Below are 21,259 nucleotides of genomic sequence, written 5' to 3'. Positions count from 1 at the left end.
CACCGACAGCAGTTGAGATCGAGAATTGATGGACTGGCGAGACTCGCTCTCCTCATCCCTTCGAGGGGACTTTGGTGTCTGCCATGAAGGTCTGAGAATAAGGAGATGACTTCACGAGGTACGCCTTGCCCTCAGCTACAAACCCATCCAACCCCCGATCCAAAACGTAAGCCGATAGATCTTCAATCCTGTTTATGAACCCTCGTCCGTTGAAATTGAGAGACGTATTGCAAAGGACTCCATAACCGGTCCTGGCCTTGAACGCACAAAGCAGCTCATATAGGGGCCGGTTTGTAGCTGCTGAAACCGTCTGAAGACGTGCGGTTCCGTTCACATGGGTGACCGCGGCCAAGGCACTGGTATTCGCCTTTTGGGTGTAGAGCATGTATGGGCTCGACCAGTTGCAGCCGAACCATGTTGCGGCATCTTCTTCCAGGCAAACAGGCGCGATCGGACGAAACTGCTCACGCTGCTTGATCTCATTCAATCGTATTCTCGTGCTGTCCTTAAACGGCGCAGCGAGAATGGAGCGATTGCCCAATGCACGAGGACCTACCTCATATCTGCCGTTCACCCAACCAAGCACAAGGTCATGGGCAAGCATGTCGGCAATCGTCTCGTAGTTGGCTTCAACTGTATGATACTGCGCCAAATCGAAAACGCCGGCTGCTTCGAATGACATTCCGGAATACACGTTCCAGTCGATCTTTGGATTGCCCGTAAAGTGATATTGCGCGTCAATCGCCGTACCAATGGCAGAGCCCGAGTCATTCGCAACAGGCGGTACGAAGATTTCGCTGAACAGCCCAGTGTAACGCCATTTTGTATTCCAGTCGCAGTTCAGACCGCAGCCACCGGCTATGAGCAGCGGCATACCTCGTTTCAGCTTCGATTTAGCGAACTGATAGAAGATATCGAATAGCCTATCACTGAAGATACCAGCGAAGTTGCGGAACTCGGCGTCATCCAGTCCCACGTCGCAATACGGCAACCCTTCGGGCCCGTCGTATTCGGATAGCTGCTTATACGGCCCCTCCAACAGAAACTTCAGCAGTTTCTTTTCGGAGGATGTTGGTTCGTTTCGCCGGGAAAATGAGGCCAAAGCCATCAACTTGCCAGCATCAGAAATTCGAAAGTAGGGAGTATTTTTAGGGAAGGATGGATCGGCCAAGCCATAGAGCATGGAGTACCGATTTCCCGGCTTATCCAAAGGCTCACCCACGACTTTGATGTGTAACTCCGGATCGATTTCGTAAAAGCTGCCGATCGCGCCCTCCCAGATCAGCGCATAACAGGGCGTGCCTTTCGGCAATGGGGACATTCCGAACGCGCAAAGGAGGTGTGAGCGCTCGTGCGACGATGAAAAGGAATGAATTGATTTCCCGAGGAAATGTCGCCGCCCGACCATAATTTCACTCTTCGACACTCCACGATAGCCGGCGTGAGCAACGGGCCCGCGTACATATTCGAAGTGATCGCGCGGCCACCAGCCGCCGGTGCAAATGACGTCTGGTATCGCGCTGATTTCTCCGAGAACGTTGAAGACGTCGCTGGATGATATCGGAGAATATCGGTAATTCGAATTTTTCTCGGCCTCCACCGAAAGTGCCAAATGGGCGTCTTTAAGATAGGAAACCGCTCCGTCATGCCCCGGATTGAACGCAAGAATATTCATTGCACCGCAATTCCCAATATATCACCCAATACCTGCCGCCCTAAACTCTCCAGACCTCGGCGTTAAACCCTCCGCCAGCTAAATCTGATTAAGATATAATTACGTGTAGATGGCAAGCGTTGAAACCACTACGATAGGCTATGATTCATAGCGTGGACATGACCGACAGCCCTGAGCACCACCGGCAGCGCTCAGAGTTCATCAGAGGAATGGTTCAGCGGACCGAGTGCGCGTTGGCTGGCCGCAGCCTCCGAGAGCAACCGCCTAAGACAATCATACAGTTTTGGCACGATCTACAGAATCTTCCGCCTGACGTGGAGGAATGCATCGCATCATGGGCCCGCTGGCAAGAAGTGGGGTTCAAGCATGTCCTCTTCGACGAGTTTACCGCGCGATCATACATCCGCACTTCACTTGGTCGTCGCTACGAGCAAGCTTTCGACCGATGCTACCATCCGGCCATGCAGGCGGACTACTTTCGCTTGTGTTACCTGTCGGTGGAGGGAGGCTTCTATGTCGACGCGGACGACGTTTGTATTGGGTCACATATTGATTGGCTCTTCGAAGACACTCGCTTGAAGGTCCACCCCCTTTGCTACGACATAGCGACCGCTTCGATGGTAAGCACAGCTAGCTTCCTTACGGCGGAAACCTTTACACCCAATTGGATTTTCTACTTCAACAACAATCCGCTTATCGCTGCTCGGCGTCACCCAGTCATCCAGCTGGCCTTGCAGCGCTCAACCGAAGCTCTCGAGAATTCGATTGATGGCGCTTTGCCCGAGATCCAGGCAACAACCGGCCCAGGAATTCTATCCCGAACGATCTTCGAACTCGGAGTCACTTCGGGCACTATAGAGCGGGAGGTCGTTGTCCTGCGAGACTGGGACTTATTCGCTATTTCCAAATGGCCCTTAAGCTATCGCAACGATCGGCGAAATTGGCGTCACTCCAACCAAAAGCGATTTGATCAGTAGCAGAAGCAGCTCGCGATGAATTTGACGAAGCCATTTCACACTGCCTACCGGATTCTGCATTACCTCGCTTTAAACCTACGACAACGTCTGCCACGTAGGCAGTCGGCTACATTTCGATCGGAAACGCCCGAGCGGTCTGGCATTTCCCAAATTTACGTCATCAATCTCGACCGTCAGCCCAGGCGTTGGGCTGAGATTCAGCGAGAGTTCGCTTGCGTTTTGGATGCGGAGGGAAATGATCTTGGCACCAGGACAACACGGTACTCAGCCGTTGACGCCCAGAGCGTCTCCCAGGATTTGCCTGATGGGGAGGCCGTCTATCCATTTTATACCTTGGGCGATCAGCTCTATGTTGAGCCACAGCCCCAAGCGCTACCTGACGGATTCGATCTAACACGCCCGATCTGCATGAGTTCGGCAGAGGTCGCAATCGCGCGCTCCCATATCGGTGTCTGGAGATCTATTGCCCAATCTTCCGCCAATTATGCGCTCATAGTGGAAGACGACGTCTGGCTTGAACGAGGTCTCGCCCACGCGATCGATCAAGCGTGGGATGAGATGACGAAAGCTGACGGGGGTGATCCTAAATTTGATGTCCTGTATCTCTCTTACGCCGAGGCGCGACATGGTGCGCCGAAGGAGCTCATTTCAGCGAACTTGTTCCGCCCGGAACGCGGACTTTGGTATTTATCCGGCTACGTCCTGTCGAAGAAAAGCGCCCAGAAGCTTCTGAACCTGCTTCCGTGCCGCGGTCCGATCGACTTATGGATCAATCAGCAATTCCAAGAGATCGACGTCCGTGCCCTACGTCGTCCGGTGATACACCAGCGTGCTGACCTGGTATCGACGAACTCTTATTCCATACTGCCGGCCCTGACCAAGATTGGAGTGCTCGATTATGGCAGCACAGCGCTATTTCACCAACGGCCGACCTGCTTTCCTGTTTTCGCGTTCGGCAGACCCGGGACCGGCCTGTCATCTGTAGCAATGGCTCTATCAATGCTTGGCTACCGGTGCTGCAGCGATCTCGACCGGCTTCCTGAAACGGAATTGAAAGCGCTGCTGGCCGGGAAGAGGGGCAACTTTGACGCTTACGTAAATGTGGGTTCACTGGAGCCTCACGTGGACCAGCTTGTGCAGCGCTTTCCGCAAGCGAAGTTCATAGTTACCGAGCACGGTGAAATCGATGATCCAGCCAGCGATCAGTTGCTGATCAATCTATTAGGTGCTGACGTCGTTTGCTTGAAGGGGGACGAGACTTTTCGTTGGCGCGCGCTTTGCGAACACTTACGGACACCCCCGCCCGTGGCATCCTACCCCCGTGTCGAGGAGATCGGTCAGCGAAAGTATCTCGGAACGGCCGAGGCGGCCACGCCCAACCCTCGAATAAGGCAGCTGCGCCACGATCGGTCTCCGTGGATTGCGGAGCCTAATGCTATTTGGCGCGGAATACGAACGATCTCGTTCGAAGGACCGACACGCGGTTCAAGAATCGTCTTTGACGATGATCTGAGCGAGGTGGTGCAGCCGTCGCGATGGTTACTCAGAAACGACACCTTCCCTGGGAATCTTGGTCTGTTTCGGCATTCTAACGTATCGGCATGTGCGGAGGGAGGCCTCTCGCTTGCCGTACGCGAAGAGGCGCTCGGCGTTCGCAATTTCGCCGCAGCAGCCATTTCCAGTTGCGGCAGCTTTTTGTACGGACGTTTCGAGGCGATCTTACAAGCGACGAACGTTCCGGGCGTGATTACGGGCTTCTTCCTGTACCGAGCCTCTCCTCGCCAGGAGATCGATATCGAGATAGCAGGCAACTGTCCGACCCAACTTCTCGTGAATGTCTTTTACAATCCTGGCTCGGAAGGCGCTAAATTTGATTACGGTTATCGCGGAACGCCGGTAGCTATCCCGTTGGGATTCGACGCATCAAGAGCTCCGCACCGCTTTGCGATAGAATGGGACCCGTGCGAAATCCGATGGCTTGTCGACGGAACGCTCGTTCACCGACGCGGTGTATGGAATCCGACACCCATTCCGGACCTTCCCATGGTGTTGCATGTAAATACGTGGCCCGCTCGCTCCCGAGAGCTTGCTGGTCGACTTGCCTCTAACAAGTTACCCGCAGCGACAAACTTGCGTGGAATCAGCATTGATGCGTTCGATGTCAGTACGAATGTTGGCGGTTAGCGTTGCCCCAGAGACGGTCTCCTAGGTCGTCAAGAGTTACCGTCGGGCCGCGATCAACCCTGCTGGTCTTTCTGTAGAAGACAAGTGGAACGCTACGTACTTACTTGGGATCATATTCGACGGGAGGCGATAGCTCCGAAAAGTCGGTTATGGGCCCTGCAAGAGCACGCAGAATGCGGTGCCAGGTTTTTGAGCGCCTGCTCTTTGTCATCTCCTCATCCGAGGGGATCAAAATTGCGCACGCACTTCGCACCGGACTTGAGAAAGAGGTATTCAGCACAGTTTGAGATGGCGGGGTCTTTTTCGCGGGCGGCTACCCTCTTGAAGCTCTAGAGAAGCAGGTGAGCGAGACTGATTTTGCCGTTGCCATCGCCGAGCCTGATCTCGGAATCACGCGGGAAAAGGGCGCCGACCGTACGTGACAACGTGCTCTTCGAGCTGGGACTTTTTATGGGCAAGTTGAGTCGATACCGTACCATCCGCGAACTTGTGAAGCGGATCGGTGTGCGCACCTTCGCTATCGAAGAAGATCGATAAGCCGCACGAACCAACTCCGCTTGGGACTGGCTTCGCTTTCCGCTTCGACTTCAATGACAAGCGGCGATGTTTGTGCGCGGAATGCCGTCGCGGAGAGGTGCAGCATCGAGCGGCGCGCAAGCGTGACAATCAGCAGCACCGCAAAATTGACGCCGACGTTTGGGTCTTCGACGATGTCGCGCATCGCCTTCTGGTCTTATACGCTCGGCAGCGGCTCAAATTACGGGTGGGGTGCCATTCGCCAAGATAGTTGAAGCGTTGGTACGTGCCCTGTCCGCGCGAAGAACTCGTTCAGGAAAGCGCGGTTGTTCGACAAGTTTGAGAGGTCCGTGTCGCGGACGTACTCCTTGATCTCGATGGCCTTGGGTGGAAGCCCGTCAATCTTGGCATCAATCGGCTTTGTGGCCCGCTCCTTACCTGGCCTGCCATTGCTGTGCTTGTGCGCGGCACGAGCGGGACCTGCAATGAGGCACAACCGGCAGTGGCAGCGCTGCTTTGAATGTTCGCAAGGGGAAGGTGCTCTTGGTCCTTGCGCGCGTAGCGAGTATATTTAGAACATAGGAGGAACTATTTGGAATATGCACGGGAGAAATATAGGCAGGTTTTCCCCGGATTTCCGAGGCCTGCAGAGATGAGGCCCTGCTTCTCGTCAAAAAATGATGAGAATAGACTTGCCGACGACGAGATTAAGCCGCATAATCTCTGCAAAGGATGATGAGATTATGGTTTATATTCACGAACTGGGGGAGTGGCCGACCTTCCGTTGGAACTTGCAGCAAATTGCCGATCGCTTGGTGGCTGTGCGCCACAAACAGGGGCGCCTACTCGGGCGGATGGAGCGCCTGGGGTTCCCCCTCAAAGCCGAGGCAACTCTCCAGACCCTCACTGAAGACGTGGTGAAGTCCAGTGAGATCGAGGGCGAGGTTCTGAATCGCCACCAAGTCCGGTCATCCATTGCTCGCCGACTTGGCATGGACATCGGCGCCCTCCCTCCGGCGGATCGCCATGTGGAAGGCGTTGTGGAAATGATCCTCGACGCCACTGAACACTACGCTGCCGAACTCACAGCTGAGCGTCTCTTCGGGTGGCACGCCGCGCTCTTCCCCACTGGGCGAAGCGGTATGAGGAAGATTGTTGTCGGCGCGTGGCGTACTGCTGAAACAGGTCCGATGCAGGTCGTCTCGGGCCCCATTGGACGCGAGCGTGTCCACTATGAAGCGCCGCCCGTCGATCGTCTCGACAAGGAAATGCAGACATTCCTTGATTGGTTCAACGGCAACGCCAGCGGCATCGACCCTGTTTTGAAAGCTGCGCTTGCGCACCTCTGGTTTGTAACCATCCATCCCTTCGAGGATGGCAACGGCCGCATAGCACGCGCCATCGCCGATCTCGCTCTCTCCAGATCGGAGCAGAGCGCGCAGAGGTTCTACAGCATGTCCGCTCAAATCCGCCGTGAGAGGAATGAGTACTACGCCATCCTAGAGAGAACCCAGAGGGGAAGTCTCGACGTCACCGACTGGCTAACGTGGTTCCTCGACTGCCTGGATCGCGCCTTCGATGGCGCGGACACTATTCTCGGCAACATTCTCCGCAAGGCGGACTTCTGGGCCCTTTACGCAGCACGGCAACTTAATGAGCGCCAGCGGCTGGTGCTCAATCGCCTCTTCGAGGGATTCGAAGGAAAACTTACGTCGTCGAAATGGGCGAAACTTACGAAAGTCTCCCAGGCTACCGCCGCGAGGGACATCGACGAACTCGTCGGTCACGGCATCCTCAAGAAGGACGCTGCCGGTGGCCGGAGTACGAGCTACTCGCTAATAGATTCAAAAACCTGATAGTTGACCATGAAAGACGATCAAGAGGATGCATTTGGAAGACTCTCAACGCAACTCAGCCGCAATATCGACTTCGTTAAGTTCGCGGAGACGAAGAATGCCGCGCTGCTTACGTTTTCCTCGGCTTGGATCATCGGCTCTATCAATCTCCTGACCGGCCAAAGCACCCTTCCGCTCGGTTATAACGTCGCCTTCTGCGTAGGGCCGGACTTATCTGTATTCTTTCATTCGTTCCGCAGGTTTTCGCCGGCGGCCTCAGATCACGTCGGTGAGCTATTTAAGGCTCTTGATAACAAGCGTGCCAGGACTTTGCGGTTTTCTGGAGTGTTCATCATCGTCGCGTGATTGCCTGGAATCGGTGTGGTATCAATGGCCGCTGCACTCAAAACCCTGTCCCAGCCTCGCATCGGCGAGCTCATCTCTGGAGCTATTGAGCTCTTGTCTAGTCGTGCGCGACAACTTACTGAAGAATCCGTCGCGTAAAACTGATGTACCTCAATTGGCAGCGACGGAGCCCGATATAGCTGCAGCGCCCTTTGAAACTGCTCAATTCTCTCGTACATCAAAGCATCATTGTGATCCGGAGGTATAGCTCCTATTTGATGAGCCTTCGCAAGTAGTTGAGCAATTGAACTGTGCCGTGCAAAGCGCTTTAATAGTTTAAAGTGCTCGTCCTCTAGGGGTTCAAGAGTTTCCAGCACCACTTCGCATACCATCTGGGTGGGCGTCATGCCGGCTGGCTTTGCGGGTAGCCTAACATCAATGAACGCCATAAATGAGACAGTTTCATTGAGGCTCAGTAAGTGCTCGGCTATGGCGTAAGCCAATATTCCGCCTGATGAGTATCCAGCAAATCGATATGGACCCCGGGACCGTATCTCCCTGATCGCCGGAATGACTTGCGAGGCTATCGCTTCAAGAGTTGGTGAACAAACTTCACTGAAAGAAGGCCACGGTAGACCATAGATTGGACAGTCCGTGTCCATTTCCTCCACCAAGTTGAGGATATAGGAACAATCCCCTAAGCCTGTGGGAACAAAGAACAGCGGCGGCTGCGATCCGGTTGCGCGAACACAAATCACTCCCGGACTACTGGGCTGTGGCTCCAAATGAACCTTCAATGCAAGTTCCTTCAGAACAGGAGCTTGGAAGAGATCGGCGGCGGTAAACTTGAACCCGGCATCGAGCGCTCGACTGAGAAGCCGCACCGCTAGCAGTGAGTGCCCGCCCAGTTCGAAGAAGTCGTCGTGGCGTCCGACCCGCTCCACATCGAGCAGCTCGGCCCAGATCTGTGCCAGCGTGATCTCGATCTCGCCTTGCGGCGGCTCATAGGCGGCGCGCGCATACGCCTCATCGTCCGGCGCAGCCAGCGCCTTGCGGTCGAGCTTGCCGTTCACCGTCAGCGGCAGCGCCGCCAGCCGCACGAACGCCGATGGCACCATGTACTCCGGCAGGTGCGCACTTATGTGGGCGCGCAAGGCGCCGGCAAGCTCGCTTCCCTCCAGCCCGTTCGAAGCGGCTTCCGGCGCGCACACCACATAGGCGACAAGACGCTGCTCGCCGCCGGGGCCCTCGTGCGCCACCACCACCGCCTCGCGCACGAACGGGTGCTCGCAAAGCCGCGCCGCGATCTCGCCCGGCTCGATCCGGAAGCCGCGGATCTTCACCTGGTCGTCGTTGCGGCCCAAAAACTCCAGATTGCCGTCCGGCAGGTAGCGCGCCAGATCGCCGGTGCGGTACAGCCGGTCGCCGTCCACAAAGGGACTGGCGATGAACCGCTCCGCGGTCAGCTCGGGCCGGTTCAGGTAGCCGCGCGCCACCCCCGCCCCGCCAATGTAAAGCTCTCCCACCGCACCGAACGGCACCAGCCCGCCATGATCATCCAGCAGATACACGCGCGTGTTCGCAATCGGGCGGCCAATCGGGACGATGGCCCCATCAAACCCATCGGGGCAACTCCAGGTCGCCGCACAAACTGTTGCTTCGGTAGGTCCATAAGCATTGATAATGGATGCTGGAGCCAGACTCCGGATGAGTTCTGCCTTCGGCAGCTCTCCAGCAAGAATGAGAACTTGCGATCCCAAGCCTTCCAGATTCTGGCTTCCCTGAAGCAAGGCTGGAGGCAGCGTCGCGTGCGTGATGGCTTCGCTTCGCAGATAATCCGATAGCTTGTTACTCGCTTGACGGAGCTCATCCGCAGGCAAATGCAATGCGGCTCCCGAACCAAACGCCATAACAAGCTCCGAGGCGCTTGCATCAAAACCGAAGGAGGCGAACTGCACCACGCGGCTGTTGCAACAAACGCCAAAAAGCCCGATCTGAGCCAAGCTGAGATTGACCAAGCCGCGATGCTCGACCATGACCCCCTTGGGGGTGCCGGTGGATCCGGAGGTGTAGATCACATAGGCGAGATGGCGCGAGGTGAGGCCAAGCGCACGCGGGTCCGGATCCGACGCCGGCAGATTTGCCCATTCCGGCGTCGTCGCCGCCAGATCCACCACCGTCAGATCGCGTAGCGCATCGGCGCCCAGCGCCGATCGCCCCGCTGCATCGGCCAGCAGCACGCGCGGCGCCGCATCGTCGAGAACCTGCCGCAGCCGTGCCGGCGGATAGGCCGGGTCCAGCGGCAGGTACGCCCCGCCCGCCTTGAGGATCGCCAAAAGCCCGACCACCATCGCCACGCTGCGCGCAACGCAGATCGCCACCGGCTGGTCCGGCCTGACCCCGAGGGCGATCAGATGATGCGCCAGGCGGTTGGCGTGCGCATTGAGCTCGCGATAGCTTAGCCGCTCCTCCTCATGGACCACCGCCACCGCGTCCGGCGCACGGCGAACCTGTGCCTCGAACAGCTCGTGGATGCACACGTCCGACGGATAGGCCGCCGCCGTCCGGTTCAGCTGCTCCAGCAAATAGGTGCGCTCCTCAGCCGGCAGCAGCTCAATCCGCCCGACCGCTTGCTGCGCATCGGCAACCATCGCCCGCAGCAGCGCCAGCAGATAATCCCGCTGCCGCTCGATGGTCGCGCGATCAAACAGCGCCGTGGCATAACCCAGCGTCCCAGCGATCACCTCACCCTGCTCGCCAAGGCTCAGCTCCAGATCGAACTTGACCTGATCGAAGCCGTCTGCCGCCGCCTCCACCATCAGCCCGGGAAGGTCGAACGTCCCAGCGGCGTTGTCCTGCCAGGCCAGCATCACCTGGAACAACGGCGTGTGATCAAGAGCCCGAGGCGGCTGCATGATCTCCACCACCTGCTCAAACGGCAGGTCCTGATACTCCTGCGCAGCCAGCACCGTGCGCCGCGTCCGCTCCAACAGCTCCGATACGCTCGGCTCGCCCGACAGGTCCAGCCGGAGCGCCAGCGTGTTGACGAAGAAGCCGATCAGCTCTTCGATCTCGCGGTGCCCGCGATTGGCGCTCGGCACGCCAATCACAAGATCGTCCTGTCCCGACAGACGCGACAGCACCGCCGCCCACCCCGCCAGCACCGTCATGAACAACGTCGTGCCTTGCTGCAGGCCCAGCCGCTTCAGCTCCCGCGTCAGCTCCGCATCAATGACGATCGGGACCGTCGCCCCCGCAAACGACTGCTGGGCCGGCCGCGGCCGGTCCGTCGGCAGCGCCAGACGGGCCGGCGCGCCGGACAGATTGCTGCGCCAATACTGCGCCTGGCGCTGCAGCCGCTCGCCCGACAGCCACTGCCGTTGCCAGGCGGCATAGTCCGGATACTGGATTGCAAGCGGCGGCAGCGGATCGCCTTCTCCGGCCACGAACGCCCGGTACAGCTGACTAAGTTCACGCGCCAGCACGCCCAGCGACCAACCATCCGAGACAATGTGATGCTGCGTCAGCAGCAAGACGTGCTCCTCATCCGAGATCCGGATCAGCCGGCCGCGGATCAGCGGGCCACGCGCCAGATCGAACGGCGTGCGCGCCTCTTCCCTGCACAGACCCAATAGCACCTCGTCCGCATCCGGCCTGTCCCGCAGATCGTGCTCCACAACCGGCAGCCCCGCATCCTCCGGCAGCAGCTCCACCCAGGGCTTGCCCTCCGGCGCGACAAACACGCTGCGCAGCGCCTCATGGCGCGCCAACACACGGTCCAGGCTACGCTGCCAGGCGCTGCGGTCGAGCCCACCCTTGAGCCGCCACCCGAGTGGAATGTGATAATTCGTGCTGCTCTGATCCAGCTGCGCCAAAAACCACAGCCGCTGCTGCGCAAACGACAGCACAAGCGGCGCTTCACGCGGCACCGGCGCAATGGCTGGCAGATCTTGCGCGCCGGAGCGGCTCAACTCATCCATGATACTCGCGGCCAGATCGGCCAGCACCGGTTTGGCAAACAGCGTGGTCAGCGGCAGTGTGAAGCCAATGGCCTGCGAGACCCGGCTCAACAGCTGCACCGCCAATAGCGAGTGCCCGCCGAGCGCAAAGAAGTGGTCGGGGCGTCCGACCCGCTCCACACCCAGAAGCTCGGCCCAGATCTGTGCCAGCGTGATCTCGATCTCGCCTTGCGGCGGCTCATAGGCGGCGCGCGCGTACGCCTCATCGTCCGGCGCAGCCAGCGCCTTGCGGTCGAGCTTGCCGTTCACCGTCAGCGGCAGCGCCGCCAGCCGCACGAACGCCGATGGCACCATGTACTCCGGCAGGTGTGCACTTATGTGGGCGCGCAAGGCGCCGGCAAGCTCGCTTCCCTCCAGCCCGTTCGAAGCTGCTTCCGGCGCACACACCACATAGGCGACAAGACGCTGCTCGCCGCCGGGGCCCTCGTGCGCCACCACCACCGCCTCGCGCACGAACGGGTGCTCGCAAAGCCGCGCCGCGATCTCGCCCGGCTCGATCCGGAAGCCGCGGATCTTCACCTGGTCGTCGTTGCGGCCCAAAAACTCCAGATTGCCGTCCGCCAGGTAGCGCGCCAGATCGCCGGTGCGGTACAGCCGGTCGCCGTCCACAAAGGGACTGGCGATGAACCGCTCCGCGGTCAGCTCGGGCCGGTTCAAATAGCCGCGCGCCACCCCCGCCCCGCCGACGTAAAGCTCTCCCACCGCGCCAAACGGAACCGGCGCACCATGACCGTCAAGCAGATAGATCCGCGTGTTCGCGATCGGACGGCCGATCGGGACAATAGCGCCATCAAACTCATCCGGACAACTCCACGCTGTCACGTCGATCGCAGCTTCCGTCGGACCGTAGAGATTGTGCAGGCCCGTCCAAGGCAAGAGGCGCCGAACCCTATGCACACTGGCGGCAGGGAGCGCCTCGCCGCTGCATAAAACTCGTCGCAGCGACGTGCAGCGGTCAACACTCTTCGCATCCATAAAACTGACCAGCATGGATGGCACGAAGTGAACCGTCGTGATGCGCTGGCTGATGATCAAGTCGACCAATGCAGCGGGATCTCTGTGCGTACCCGGAGGCGCCAGCACCAGGGTCGCCCCTTCAAACAAGGTCCAGAAGAACTCCCAGGCCGAGACATCGAAGCCAAATGGCGTCTTCTGCAACACGACATCAGTTGCCTTGAGACCATAGGCGTTTTGCATCCAAATCAAGCGATTGACGATAGCCCGATGCTCATTCTGTGCCCCCTTGGGCGCTCCGATGGATCCGGAGGTGTAGATCACATAGGCGAGATGGCGTGAGGTGAGGCCAAGCGCACGCGGGTCCGGATCCGACGCCGGCAGATTTGCCCATTCCGGCATCGTCGCCGCCAGATCCACCACCGTCAGATCGCGTCGCGCATCGTCGCCCAGCGCCGATCGCCCCGCGGCATCGGCCAGCAGCACTCGCGGCGCCGCATCGTCGAGAACCTGCCGCAGCCGCGCCGGGGGATAGGCCGGGTCCAGCGGCAGGTACGCCCCGCCCGCCTTGAGGATCGCCAAAAGCCCGACCACCATCGCCACACTGCGCGCAACGCAGATCGCCACCGGCTGGTCCGGCCTGACCCCGAGGGCGATCAGATGATGCGCCAGGCGGTTGGCGTGCGCATTGAGCTCGCGATAGCTTAGCCGCTCCTCCTCATGGACCACCGCCACCGCGTCCGGCGCACGGCGAACCTGTGCCTCGAACAGCTCGTGGATGCACACGTCCGACGGATAGGCCGCCGCCGTCCGGTTCAGCTCCGCCAGCAGATAGGCGCGCTCGGCGGCTGGCAGGATGTCCAGCGCGCGCACCGGCGTGCTCGGCGCATGCTCCAGCGCCTCCGCCAGCTGCTCGAGCGCCCGCTGCATGTAGCCGCAGATCCGATCCGCCGAGAGAGGCTCCGCCACCTGCGCCGTCAGACCGAGCGCCTCGCCAAAATCCTCCACCGACAAGGTCAGCGGATAATTGGTGCGCTCCTCCCCGCCCAGCCATTCCACGCCCACCAGACTGTCATCGGTTGCGGTGGCGACCGCCGCGGTGTTGTGGCGGTAGTTCAACAGCGAACTGAACAGCGGCGCCGGCGCCGCAACGCCGCTGCAGCGTTGCGCCAGCACCAGCGAGGCCTGCTCGTGCGCCAAAAGCTCGGCCAGCCGGGCGTGCGTGGTTCGCACGCTCGCTTCGATCGCGGTCCCATCAAGATCAAGCCGCAGCGGCAGCGTGTTGATGAACAGCCCCATCGCGCGGTCGCCACCCGCACCCCCCTGCATGCGGCCGAACAGCACCGTGCCGAACACCACCTGCTCGCGGCCGCTGCTGCGCGCCACCACCTGACCCCAGGCCAGATGGCACAGGCTCGCCAGGCTCACCCCCAGCCGTCGCGCCTGGCTGCGCAGCCGCGCGTTCAGCTGCTGCGGCAGCATCCGCTGCGCCTCTCGAACCCCGCTGCCGTCGCCGCGCACCTCGCGCAAGCCGAACGGCGTACTCGGCTCGTCGATGTCGGCCAGCCACCCCCGGAAGAACGCTTCATCCGCCTTGGCATCACCGCCGAGGCGCGCCTGCGCCACCAGATTGCGGAACGGCTGTGGCGCGCTCAGCTCGTGCTCGCGTCCCTCCAGCACAGCCTGGACCTCGGCACGCATCACCTCCAGTGTCGTGTGATCCCCGATCAGATGATGCTGCAGCTCCAACAGCAGCCAGCGCCCATGGCCGGGCTCGCGCGCAATCACAAACCGCAACAAGGGCGCTCGGCCAAGATCGATGCGGTGCTGGCGCGGATCAAACCGATCCTTAAGCTGCGCGGCGCCAGGACCAGCAGACCCGTCCAGCTCGACCTCGCTCACCTCCAGCGGTGCGTGGCGCCACACCACCTGCGCCGGACGCGACAGCCCCTCCCAGACGAACGAGGTGCGCAGAATGTCGTGCCGGTCCACCACCCGCTGGACCGCGGCAAGATAGCGGTCCAACACGCCACGGTCGGCAAACGCCATCTGCGATACCAGCAGGTATGGATCGCCCTTTGTCGCCAACAGATGATGGAACAGGATGCCGTCCTGCAGCGGCGACAAGCCATAAATGTCCTGGATGTTGCCGACCCCGCCGGGCACTGTGGCGATGATCCGGTCGATCTCGCCCTGCGCCAGCTCAATGAGTGGCAACATCTCTGGCGTGATCGCCGTACTCTGTTCGGTGATCCGATTGGCCGGGACCGCCACCTCCTGATGACGGCCCAGGCTTGCGGCCTGATCGGCCAGCACCGGCCTGGCGAACAGCGTGCGCACCTCAACCCCCAGCGACCGCCGCCGCAAACGCTCGATCAGTTGCACCGCCAATAGCGAGTGCCCGCCGAGCGCAAAGAAGTCGTCGTGCCGTCCGACCCGCTCCACACCGAGCAGCTCGGCCCAGATCTGTGCCAGCGTGATCTCGATCTCGCCTTGCGGCGGCTCATAGGCGGCGCGCGCATACGCCTCATCGTCCGGCGCAGCCAGCGCCTTGCGGTCGAGCTTGCCATTCACCGTCAGCGGCAGCGCCGCCAGCCGCACGAACGCCGATGGCACCATGTACTCCGGCAGGTGTGCACTTATGTGGGCGCGCAAGGCGCCGGCAAGCTCGCTTCCCTCCAGCCCGTTCGAAGCTGCGTCCGGCGCGCACACCACATAGGCGACAAGACGCTGCTCGCCGCCGGGGCCCTCGTGCGCCACCACCACCGCCTCGCGCACGAACGGGTGCTCGCAAAGCCGCGCCGCGATCTCGCCCGGCTCGATCCGGAAGCCGCGGATCTTCACCTGGTCGTCGTTGCGGCCCAAAAACTCCAGATTGCCGTCCGGCAGGTAGCGCGCCAGATCGCCGGTGCGGTACAGCCGGTCGCCGTCCACAAAGGGACTGGCGATGAACCGCTCCGCGGTCAGCTCGGGCCGGTTCAAATAGCCGCGCGCCACCCCCGCCCCGCCAATGCAGAGCTCCCCGACCGCGCCAAACGGCACCGGCGCACCATGACCGTCCAGCAGATACACGCGCGTGTTCGCAATCGGACGGCCAATCGTCTCAACGACAACGTCCCCCCTTCGCACGCAGATCCAGGTTGAGTACGTGGTGGTTTCAGAAGGCGCGTACAGATTACAAATCTTCTGGACCCGACTGCTCGCGAAGATCTTCTCGATCAGTTCCGCCGTCAGCCACTCGCCCGCCAAATTGACGACGCTGGTCGAAGCCGGCACTGCTTTTCTGTCGACCAGAGCGGCGATCGCCGAGGGCACTGTGTTGATCAAAGAGATATCCAAAGACCTCTCGGCCAGCGCCAGCGCATTCTCGACAAGGTAAAGCGTGCTTCCTTGCGAAAGCGGAACGAAGCACTCATAGACGGACAGATCAAAGCTGATCGAGGTGGCAAACAGCGTGCGGCTGATCTCTGATGCCGTAAACACGTCGCCGCTCCAATGCAGCAGGTTCACCGTGCTCGCATGCTCAATCATGACGCCCTTGGGCGCTCCGGTGGATCCGGAGGTGTAGATCACATAGGCGAGATGGCGTGAGGTGAGGCCGAGCGCACGCGGGTCCGGATCCGACGCCGGCAGATTTGCCCATTCCGGCATCGTCGCCGCCAGATCCACCACCGTCAGATCGCGTCGCGCATCGTCGCCCAGCGCCGATCGCCCCGCTGCATCGGCCAGCAGCACTCGCGGCGCCGCATCGTCGAGCACCTGCTGCAGCCGCGCCGGCGGATAGGCCGGGTCCAGCGGCAGGTACGCCCCGCCCGCCTTGAGGATCGCCAAAAGCCCGACCACCATCGCCACACTGCGCGCAACGCAGATCGCCACCGGCTGGTCCGGCCTGACCCCGAGGGCGATCAGATGATGCGCCAGGCGGTTGGCCCGCGCATTGAGCTCGCCATAGCTTAGCCGCTCCTCCTCATGGACCACCGCCACCGCGTCCGGCGCACGGCGAACCTGTGCCTCGAACAGCTCGTGGATGCACACGTCCGACGGATAGGCCGCCGCCGTCCGGTTCAGCTCCGCCAGCAGATAGGCGCGCTCGGCGGCTGGCAGGATGTCCAGCGCGCGCACCGGCGTGCTCGGCGCATGCTCCAGCGCCTCCGCCAGCTGCTCGAGCGCCCGCTGCATGTAGCCGCAGATCCGATCCGCCGAGAGAGGCTCCGCCACCTGCGCCGTCAGACCGAGCGCCTCGCCAAAATCCTCCACCGACAAGGTCAGCGGATAATTGGTGCGCTCCTCCCCGCCCAGCCATTCCACGCCCACCAGACTGTCATCGGTTGCGGTGGCGACCGCCGCGGTGTTGTGGCGGTAGTTCAACAGCGAACTGAACAGCGGCGCCGGCGCCGCAACGCCGCTGCAGCGTTGCGCCAGCACCAGCGAGGCCTGCTCGTGCGCCAAAAGCTCGGCCAGCCGGGCGTGCGTGGTTCGCACGCTCGCTTCGATCGCGGTCCCATCAAGATCAAGCCGCAGCGGCAGCGTGTTGATGAACAGCCCCATCGCGCGGTCGCCACCCGCACCCCCCTGCATGCGGCCGAACAGCACCGTGCCGAACACCACCTGCTCGCGGCCGCTGCTGCGCGCCACCACCTGCCCCCAGGCCAGATGGCACAGGCTCGCCAGGCTCACCCCCAGCCGTCGCGCCTGGCTGCGCAGCCGCGCGTTCAGCTGCTGCGGCAGCATCCGCTGCGCCTCTCGAACCCCGCTGCCGTCGCCGCGCACCTCGCGCAAGCCGAACGGCGTACTCGGCTCGTCGATGTCGGCCAGCCACCCCGGAAGAACGCTTCATCCGCCTTGGCATCACCGCCGAGATGCGTCTGCGCCACCAGATTGCGGAACGGCTGTGGCGCGCTCAGCTCGTGCTCGCGTCCCTCCAGCACAGCCTGGACCTCGGCACGCATCACCTCCAGTGTCGTGTGATCCCCGATCAGATGATGCTGCAGCTCCAACAGCAGCCAGCGCCCATGGCCGGGCTCGCGCGCAATCACAAACCGCAACAAGGGCGCTCGGCCAAGATCGATGCGGTGCTGGCGCGGATCAAACCGATCCTTAAGCTGCGCGGCGCCAGGACCAGCAGACCCGTCCAGCTCGACCTCGCTCACCTCCAGCGGTGCGTGGCGCCACACCACCTGCGCCGGACGCGACAGCCCCTCCCAGACGAACGAGGTGCGCAGAATGTCGTGCCGGTCCACCACCCGCTGGACCGCGGCAAGATAGCGGTCCAACACGCCACGGTCGGCAAACGCCATCTGCGATACCAGCAGGTACGGATCGCCCTTTGTCGCCAACAGATGATGGAACAGGATGCCGTCCTGCAGCGGCGACAAGCCATAAATGTCCTGGATGTTGCCGACCCCGCCGGGCACTGTGGCGATGATCCGGTCGATCTCGCCCTGCGCCAGCTCAATGAGCGGCACCATCTCTGGCGTGATCGCCGTACTCTGTTCGGTGATCCGATTGGCCGGGACCGCCACCTCCTGATGACGGCCCAGGCTTGCGGCCTGATCGGCCAGCACCGGCCTGGCGAACAGCGTGCGCACCTCAACCCCCAGCGACCGCCGCCGCAAACGCTCGATCAGTTGCACCGCCAATAGCGAGTGCCCGCCGAGCGCAAAGAAGTCGTCGTGCCGTCCGACCCGCTCCACACCGAGCAGCTCGGCCCAGATCTGTGCCAGCGTGATCTCGATCTCGCCTTGCGGCGGCTCATAGGCGGCGCGCGCATACGCCTCATCGTCCGGCGCAGCCAGCGCCTTGCGGTCGAGCTTGCCATTCACCGTCAGCGGCAGCGCCGCCAGCCGCACGAACGCCGATGGCACCATGTACTCCGGCAGGTGTGCACTTATGTGGGCGCGCAAGGCGCCGGCAAGCTCGCTTCCCTCCAGCCCGTTCGAAGCTGCGTCCGGCGCGCACACCACATAGGCGACAAGACGCTGCTCGCCGCCGGGGCCCTCGTGCGCCACCACCACCGCCTCGCGCACGAACGGGTGCTCGCAAAGCCGCGCCGCGATCTCGCCCGGCTCGATCCGGAAGCCGCGGATCTTCACCTGGTCGTCGTTGCGGCCCAAAAACTCCAGATTGCCGTCCGGCAGGTAGCGCGCCAGATCGCCGGTGCGGTACAGCCGGTCGCCGTCCACAAAGGGACTGGCGATGAACCGCTCCGCGGTCAGCTCGGGCCGGTTCAAATAGCCGCGCGCCACCCCCGCCCCGCCAATGCAGAGCTCCCCCACCGCACCGAACGGCACCAGCCCGCCATGATCATCCAGCAGATACACGCGCGTGTTCGCAATCGGGCGGCCAATCGGGACGATGGCCCCATCAAACCCATCGGGCAACTCCAGGTCGCCGCACAAACTGTTGCTTCGGTAGGTCCATAAGCATTGATAATGGATGCTGGAGCCAGACTCCGGATGAGTTCTGCCTTCGGCAGCTCTCCAGCAAGAATGAGAACTTGCGATCCCAAGGCTTCCAGCTTCTGGCTTCCCTGAAGCAAGGCTGGAGGCAGCGTCGCGTGCGTGATGGCTTCGTTTCGCAGATAATCCGATAGCTTGTTACTCGCTTGACGGAGCTCATCCGCAGGCAAATGCAATGCGGCTCCCGAACCAAACGCCATAACAAGCTCCGAGGCGCTTGCATCAAAACCGAAGGAGGCGAACTGCACCACGCGGCTGTTGCAACAAACGCCAAAAAGCCCGATCTGAGCCAAGCTGAGATTGACCAAGCCGCGATGCTCGACCATGACCCCCTTGGGCGTGCCGGTGGATCCGGAGGTGTAGATCACATAGGCGAGATGGCGTGAGGTGAGGCCGAGCGCACGCGGGTCCGGATCCGACGCCGGCAGATTTGCCCATTCCGGCATCGTCGCCGCCAGATCCACCACCGTCAGATCGCGTCGCGCATCGTCGCCCAGCGCCGATCGCCCCGCTGCATCGGCCAGCAGCACTCGCGGCGCCGCATCGTCGAGCACCTGCTGCAGCCGCGCCGGCGGATAGGCCGGGTCCAGCGGCAGGTACGCCCCGCCCGCCTTGAGGATCGCCAAAAGCCCGACCACCATCGCCACACTGCGCGCAACGCAGATCGCCACCGGCTGGTCCGGCCTGACCCCGAGGGCGATCAGATGATGCGCCAGGCGGTTGGCGTGCGCATTGAGCTCGCGATAGCTTAGCCGCTCCTCCTCATGGACCACCGCCACCGCGTCCGGCGCACGGCGAACCTGTGCCTCGAACAGCTCGTGGATGCACACGTCCGACGGATAGGCCGCCGCCGTCCGGTTCAGCTCCGCCAGCAGATAGGCGCGCTCGGCGGCTGGCAGGATGTCCAGCGCGCGCACCGGCGTGCTCGGCGCATGCTCCAGCGCCTCCGCCAGCTGCTCGAGCGCCCGCTGCATGTAGCCGCAGATCCGATCCGCCGAGAGAGGCTCCGCCACCTGCGCCGTCAGACCGAGCGCCTCGCCAAAATCCTCCACCGACAAGGTCAGCGGATAATTGGTGCGCTCCTCCCCGCCCAGCCATTCCACGCCCACCAGACTGTCATCGGTTGCGGTGGCGACCGCCGCGGTGTTGTGGCGGTAGTTCAACAGCGAACTGAACAGCGGCGCCGGCGCCGCAACGCCGCTGCAGCGTTGCGCCAGCACCAGCGAGGCCTGCTCGTGCGCCAAAAGCTCGGCCAGCCGGGCGTGCGTGGTTCGCACGCTCGCTTCGATCGCGGTCCCATCAAGATCAAGCCGCAGCGGCAGCGTGTTGATGAACAGCCCCATCGCGCGGTCGCCACCCGCACCCCCCTGCATGCGGCCGAACAGCACCGTGCCGAACACCACCTGCTCGCGGCCGCTGCTGCGCGCCACCACCTGCCCCCAGGCCAGATGGCACAGGCTCGCCAGGCTCACCCCAGCCGTCGCGCCTGGCTGCGCAGCCGCGCGTTCAGCTGCTGCGGCAGCATCCGCTGCGCCTCTCGAACCCCGCTGCCGTCGCCGCGCACCTCGCGCAAGCCGAACGGCGTGCTCGGCTCGTCGATGTCGGCCAGCCACCCCGGAAGAACGCTTCATCCGCCTTGGCATCACCGCCGAGATGCGTCTGCGCCACCAGATTGCGGAACGGCTGTGGCGCGCTCAGCTCGTGCTCGCGTCCCTCCAGCACAGCCTGGACCTCGGCACGCATCACCTCCAGTGTCGTGTGATCCCCGATCAGATGATGCTGCAGCTCCAACAGCAGCCAGCGCCCATGGCCGGGCTCGCGCGCAATCACAAACCGCAACAAGGGCGCTCGGCCAAGATCGATGCGGTGCTGGCGCGGATCAAACCGATCCTTAAGCTGCGCGGCGCCAGGACCAGCAGACCCGTCCAGCTCGACCTCGCTCACCTCCAGCGGTGCGTGGCGCCACACCACCTGCGCCGGACGCGACAGCCCCTCCCAGACGAACGAGGTGCGCAGAATGTCGTGCCGGTCCACCACCCGCTGGACCGCGGCAAGATAGCGGTCCAACACGCCACGGTCGGCAAACGCCATCTGCGATACCAGCAGGTACGGATCGCCCTTTGTCGCCAACAGATGATGGAACAGGATGCCGTCCTGCAGCGGCGACAAGCCATAAATGTCCTGGATGTTGCCGACCCCGCCGGGCACTGTGGCGATGATCCGGTCGATCTCGCCCTGCGCCAGCTCAATGAGCGGCACCATCTCTGGCGTGATCGCCGTACTCTGTTCGGTGATC

Annotated in this window: 11 protein-coding genes; 5 read left to right on the top strand and 6 right to left on the bottom strand. The window is 62.0% G+C overall.

The window, feature by feature from the left end; genetic code table 11:
• Positions 1–52: 52 nt before the first annotated feature.
• Entirely contained in the window at positions 53–1,675 is a 1,623-nt protein-coding gene (locus tag XH85_RS12955; protein ID WP_128932122.1) for a carbamoyltransferase C-terminal domain-containing protein, read from the bottom strand.
• A 158-nt stretch (positions 1,676–1,833) separates the two neighbouring features.
• Here XH85_RS12955 and XH85_RS12950 point away from each other — a divergent pair, with 158 nt between their 5' ends.
• The 3 genes from XH85_RS12950 to XH85_RS47960 all read left to right on the top strand — a co-directional run bounded on the left by XH85_RS12950 (position 1,834) and on the right by XH85_RS47960 (position 5,373).
• Complete coding sequence (locus XH85_RS12950) at positions 1,834–2,652, top strand: glycosyltransferase family 32 protein (RefSeq protein WP_245474241.1); 819 nt, start codon at positions 1,834–1,836, stop codon at positions 2,650–2,652.
• A 15-nt stretch (positions 2,653–2,667) separates the two neighbouring features.
• A complete protein-coding gene (locus XH85_RS12945; protein WP_128932120.1) occupies positions 2,668–4,836 on the top strand; it encodes a family 16 glycosylhydrolase in 2,169 nt (722 codons plus the stop codon).
• A 357-nt stretch (positions 4,837–5,193) separates the two neighbouring features.
• Positions 5,194–5,373 carry a TIR domain-containing protein gene (locus XH85_RS47960; RefSeq protein ID WP_164940753.1) on the top strand — a complete coding sequence of 60 codons (180 nt, stop codon included), beginning with the start codon at positions 5,194–5,196 and terminating at the stop codon, positions 5,371–5,373.
• Here the strand turns inward: XH85_RS47960 and XH85_RS12935 are convergent.
• Positions 5,354–5,557: a hypothetical protein gene (locus XH85_RS12935; protein ID WP_128932119.1), complete on the bottom strand. Its 204-nt coding sequence runs from the start codon at positions 5,555–5,557 to the stop codon at positions 5,354–5,356. The genes XH85_RS47960 and XH85_RS12935 overlap by 20 nt on opposite strands.
• A gap of 538 nt (positions 5,558–6,095) precedes the next feature.
• Between XH85_RS12935 and XH85_RS12925 the strand changes: the two genes are divergently transcribed.
• Together XH85_RS12925 and XH85_RS12920 are read left to right on the top strand one after the other, a co-directional pair.
• Positions 6,096–7,208, top strand: coding sequence for a Fic family protein (locus tag XH85_RS12925; RefSeq protein WP_128932117.1), 1,113 nt, complete (start codon positions 6,096–6,098; stop codon positions 7,206–7,208).
• 9 nt (positions 7,209–7,217) lie between these two features.
• Complete coding sequence (locus XH85_RS12920) at positions 7,218–7,553, top strand: hypothetical protein (RefSeq protein ID WP_128932116.1); 336 nt, start codon at positions 7,218–7,220, stop codon at positions 7,551–7,553.
• Here the strand turns inward: XH85_RS12920 and XH85_RS48250 are convergent.
• Genes XH85_RS48250 through XH85_RS48235 form a run of 4 tightly spaced genes read right to left on the bottom strand, consistent with a single transcriptional unit; the run spans position 7,469 to position 21,225 of the window.
• On the bottom strand, positions 7,469–17,236 hold the full coding sequence (locus XH85_RS48250) for a non-ribosomal peptide synthetase (protein WP_208758116.1): 9,768 nt from the start codon (positions 17,234–17,236) through the stop codon (positions 7,469–7,471). The two genes, XH85_RS12920 and XH85_RS48250, sit on opposite strands and share 85 nt — an antisense overlap.
• Positions 17,218–18,825, bottom strand: coding sequence for a condensation domain-containing protein (locus XH85_RS48245; RefSeq protein ID WP_276486127.1), 1,608 nt, complete (start codon positions 18,823–18,825; stop codon positions 17,218–17,220). Before XH85_RS48245 ends, XH85_RS48250 begins: the two co-directional genes overlap by 19 nt.
• Entirely contained in the window at positions 18,732–20,435 is a 1,704-nt protein-coding gene (locus tag XH85_RS48240; RefSeq protein ID WP_276486125.1) for an AMP-binding protein, read from the bottom strand. Before XH85_RS48240 ends, XH85_RS48245 begins: the two co-directional genes overlap by 94 nt.
• Positions 20,436–20,469: 34 nt before the next feature.
• Positions 20,470–21,225, bottom strand: a complete 756-nt coding sequence (locus tag XH85_RS48235; RefSeq protein WP_245474060.1) for a condensation domain-containing protein — start codon at positions 21,223–21,225, stop codon at positions 20,470–20,472.
• Between the last annotated feature and the right edge of the window lie 34 nt (positions 21,226–21,259).

Source organism: Bradyrhizobium zhanjiangense, assembly GCF_004114935.1.
GTDB classification, from domain to species: domain Bacteria; phylum Pseudomonadota; class Alphaproteobacteria; order Rhizobiales; family Xanthobacteraceae; genus Bradyrhizobium; species Bradyrhizobium zhanjiangense.
The sequence above is the reverse complement of the archived record's forward strand: the minus strand, read 5'-3'. Positions and strand labels throughout refer to the sequence as shown.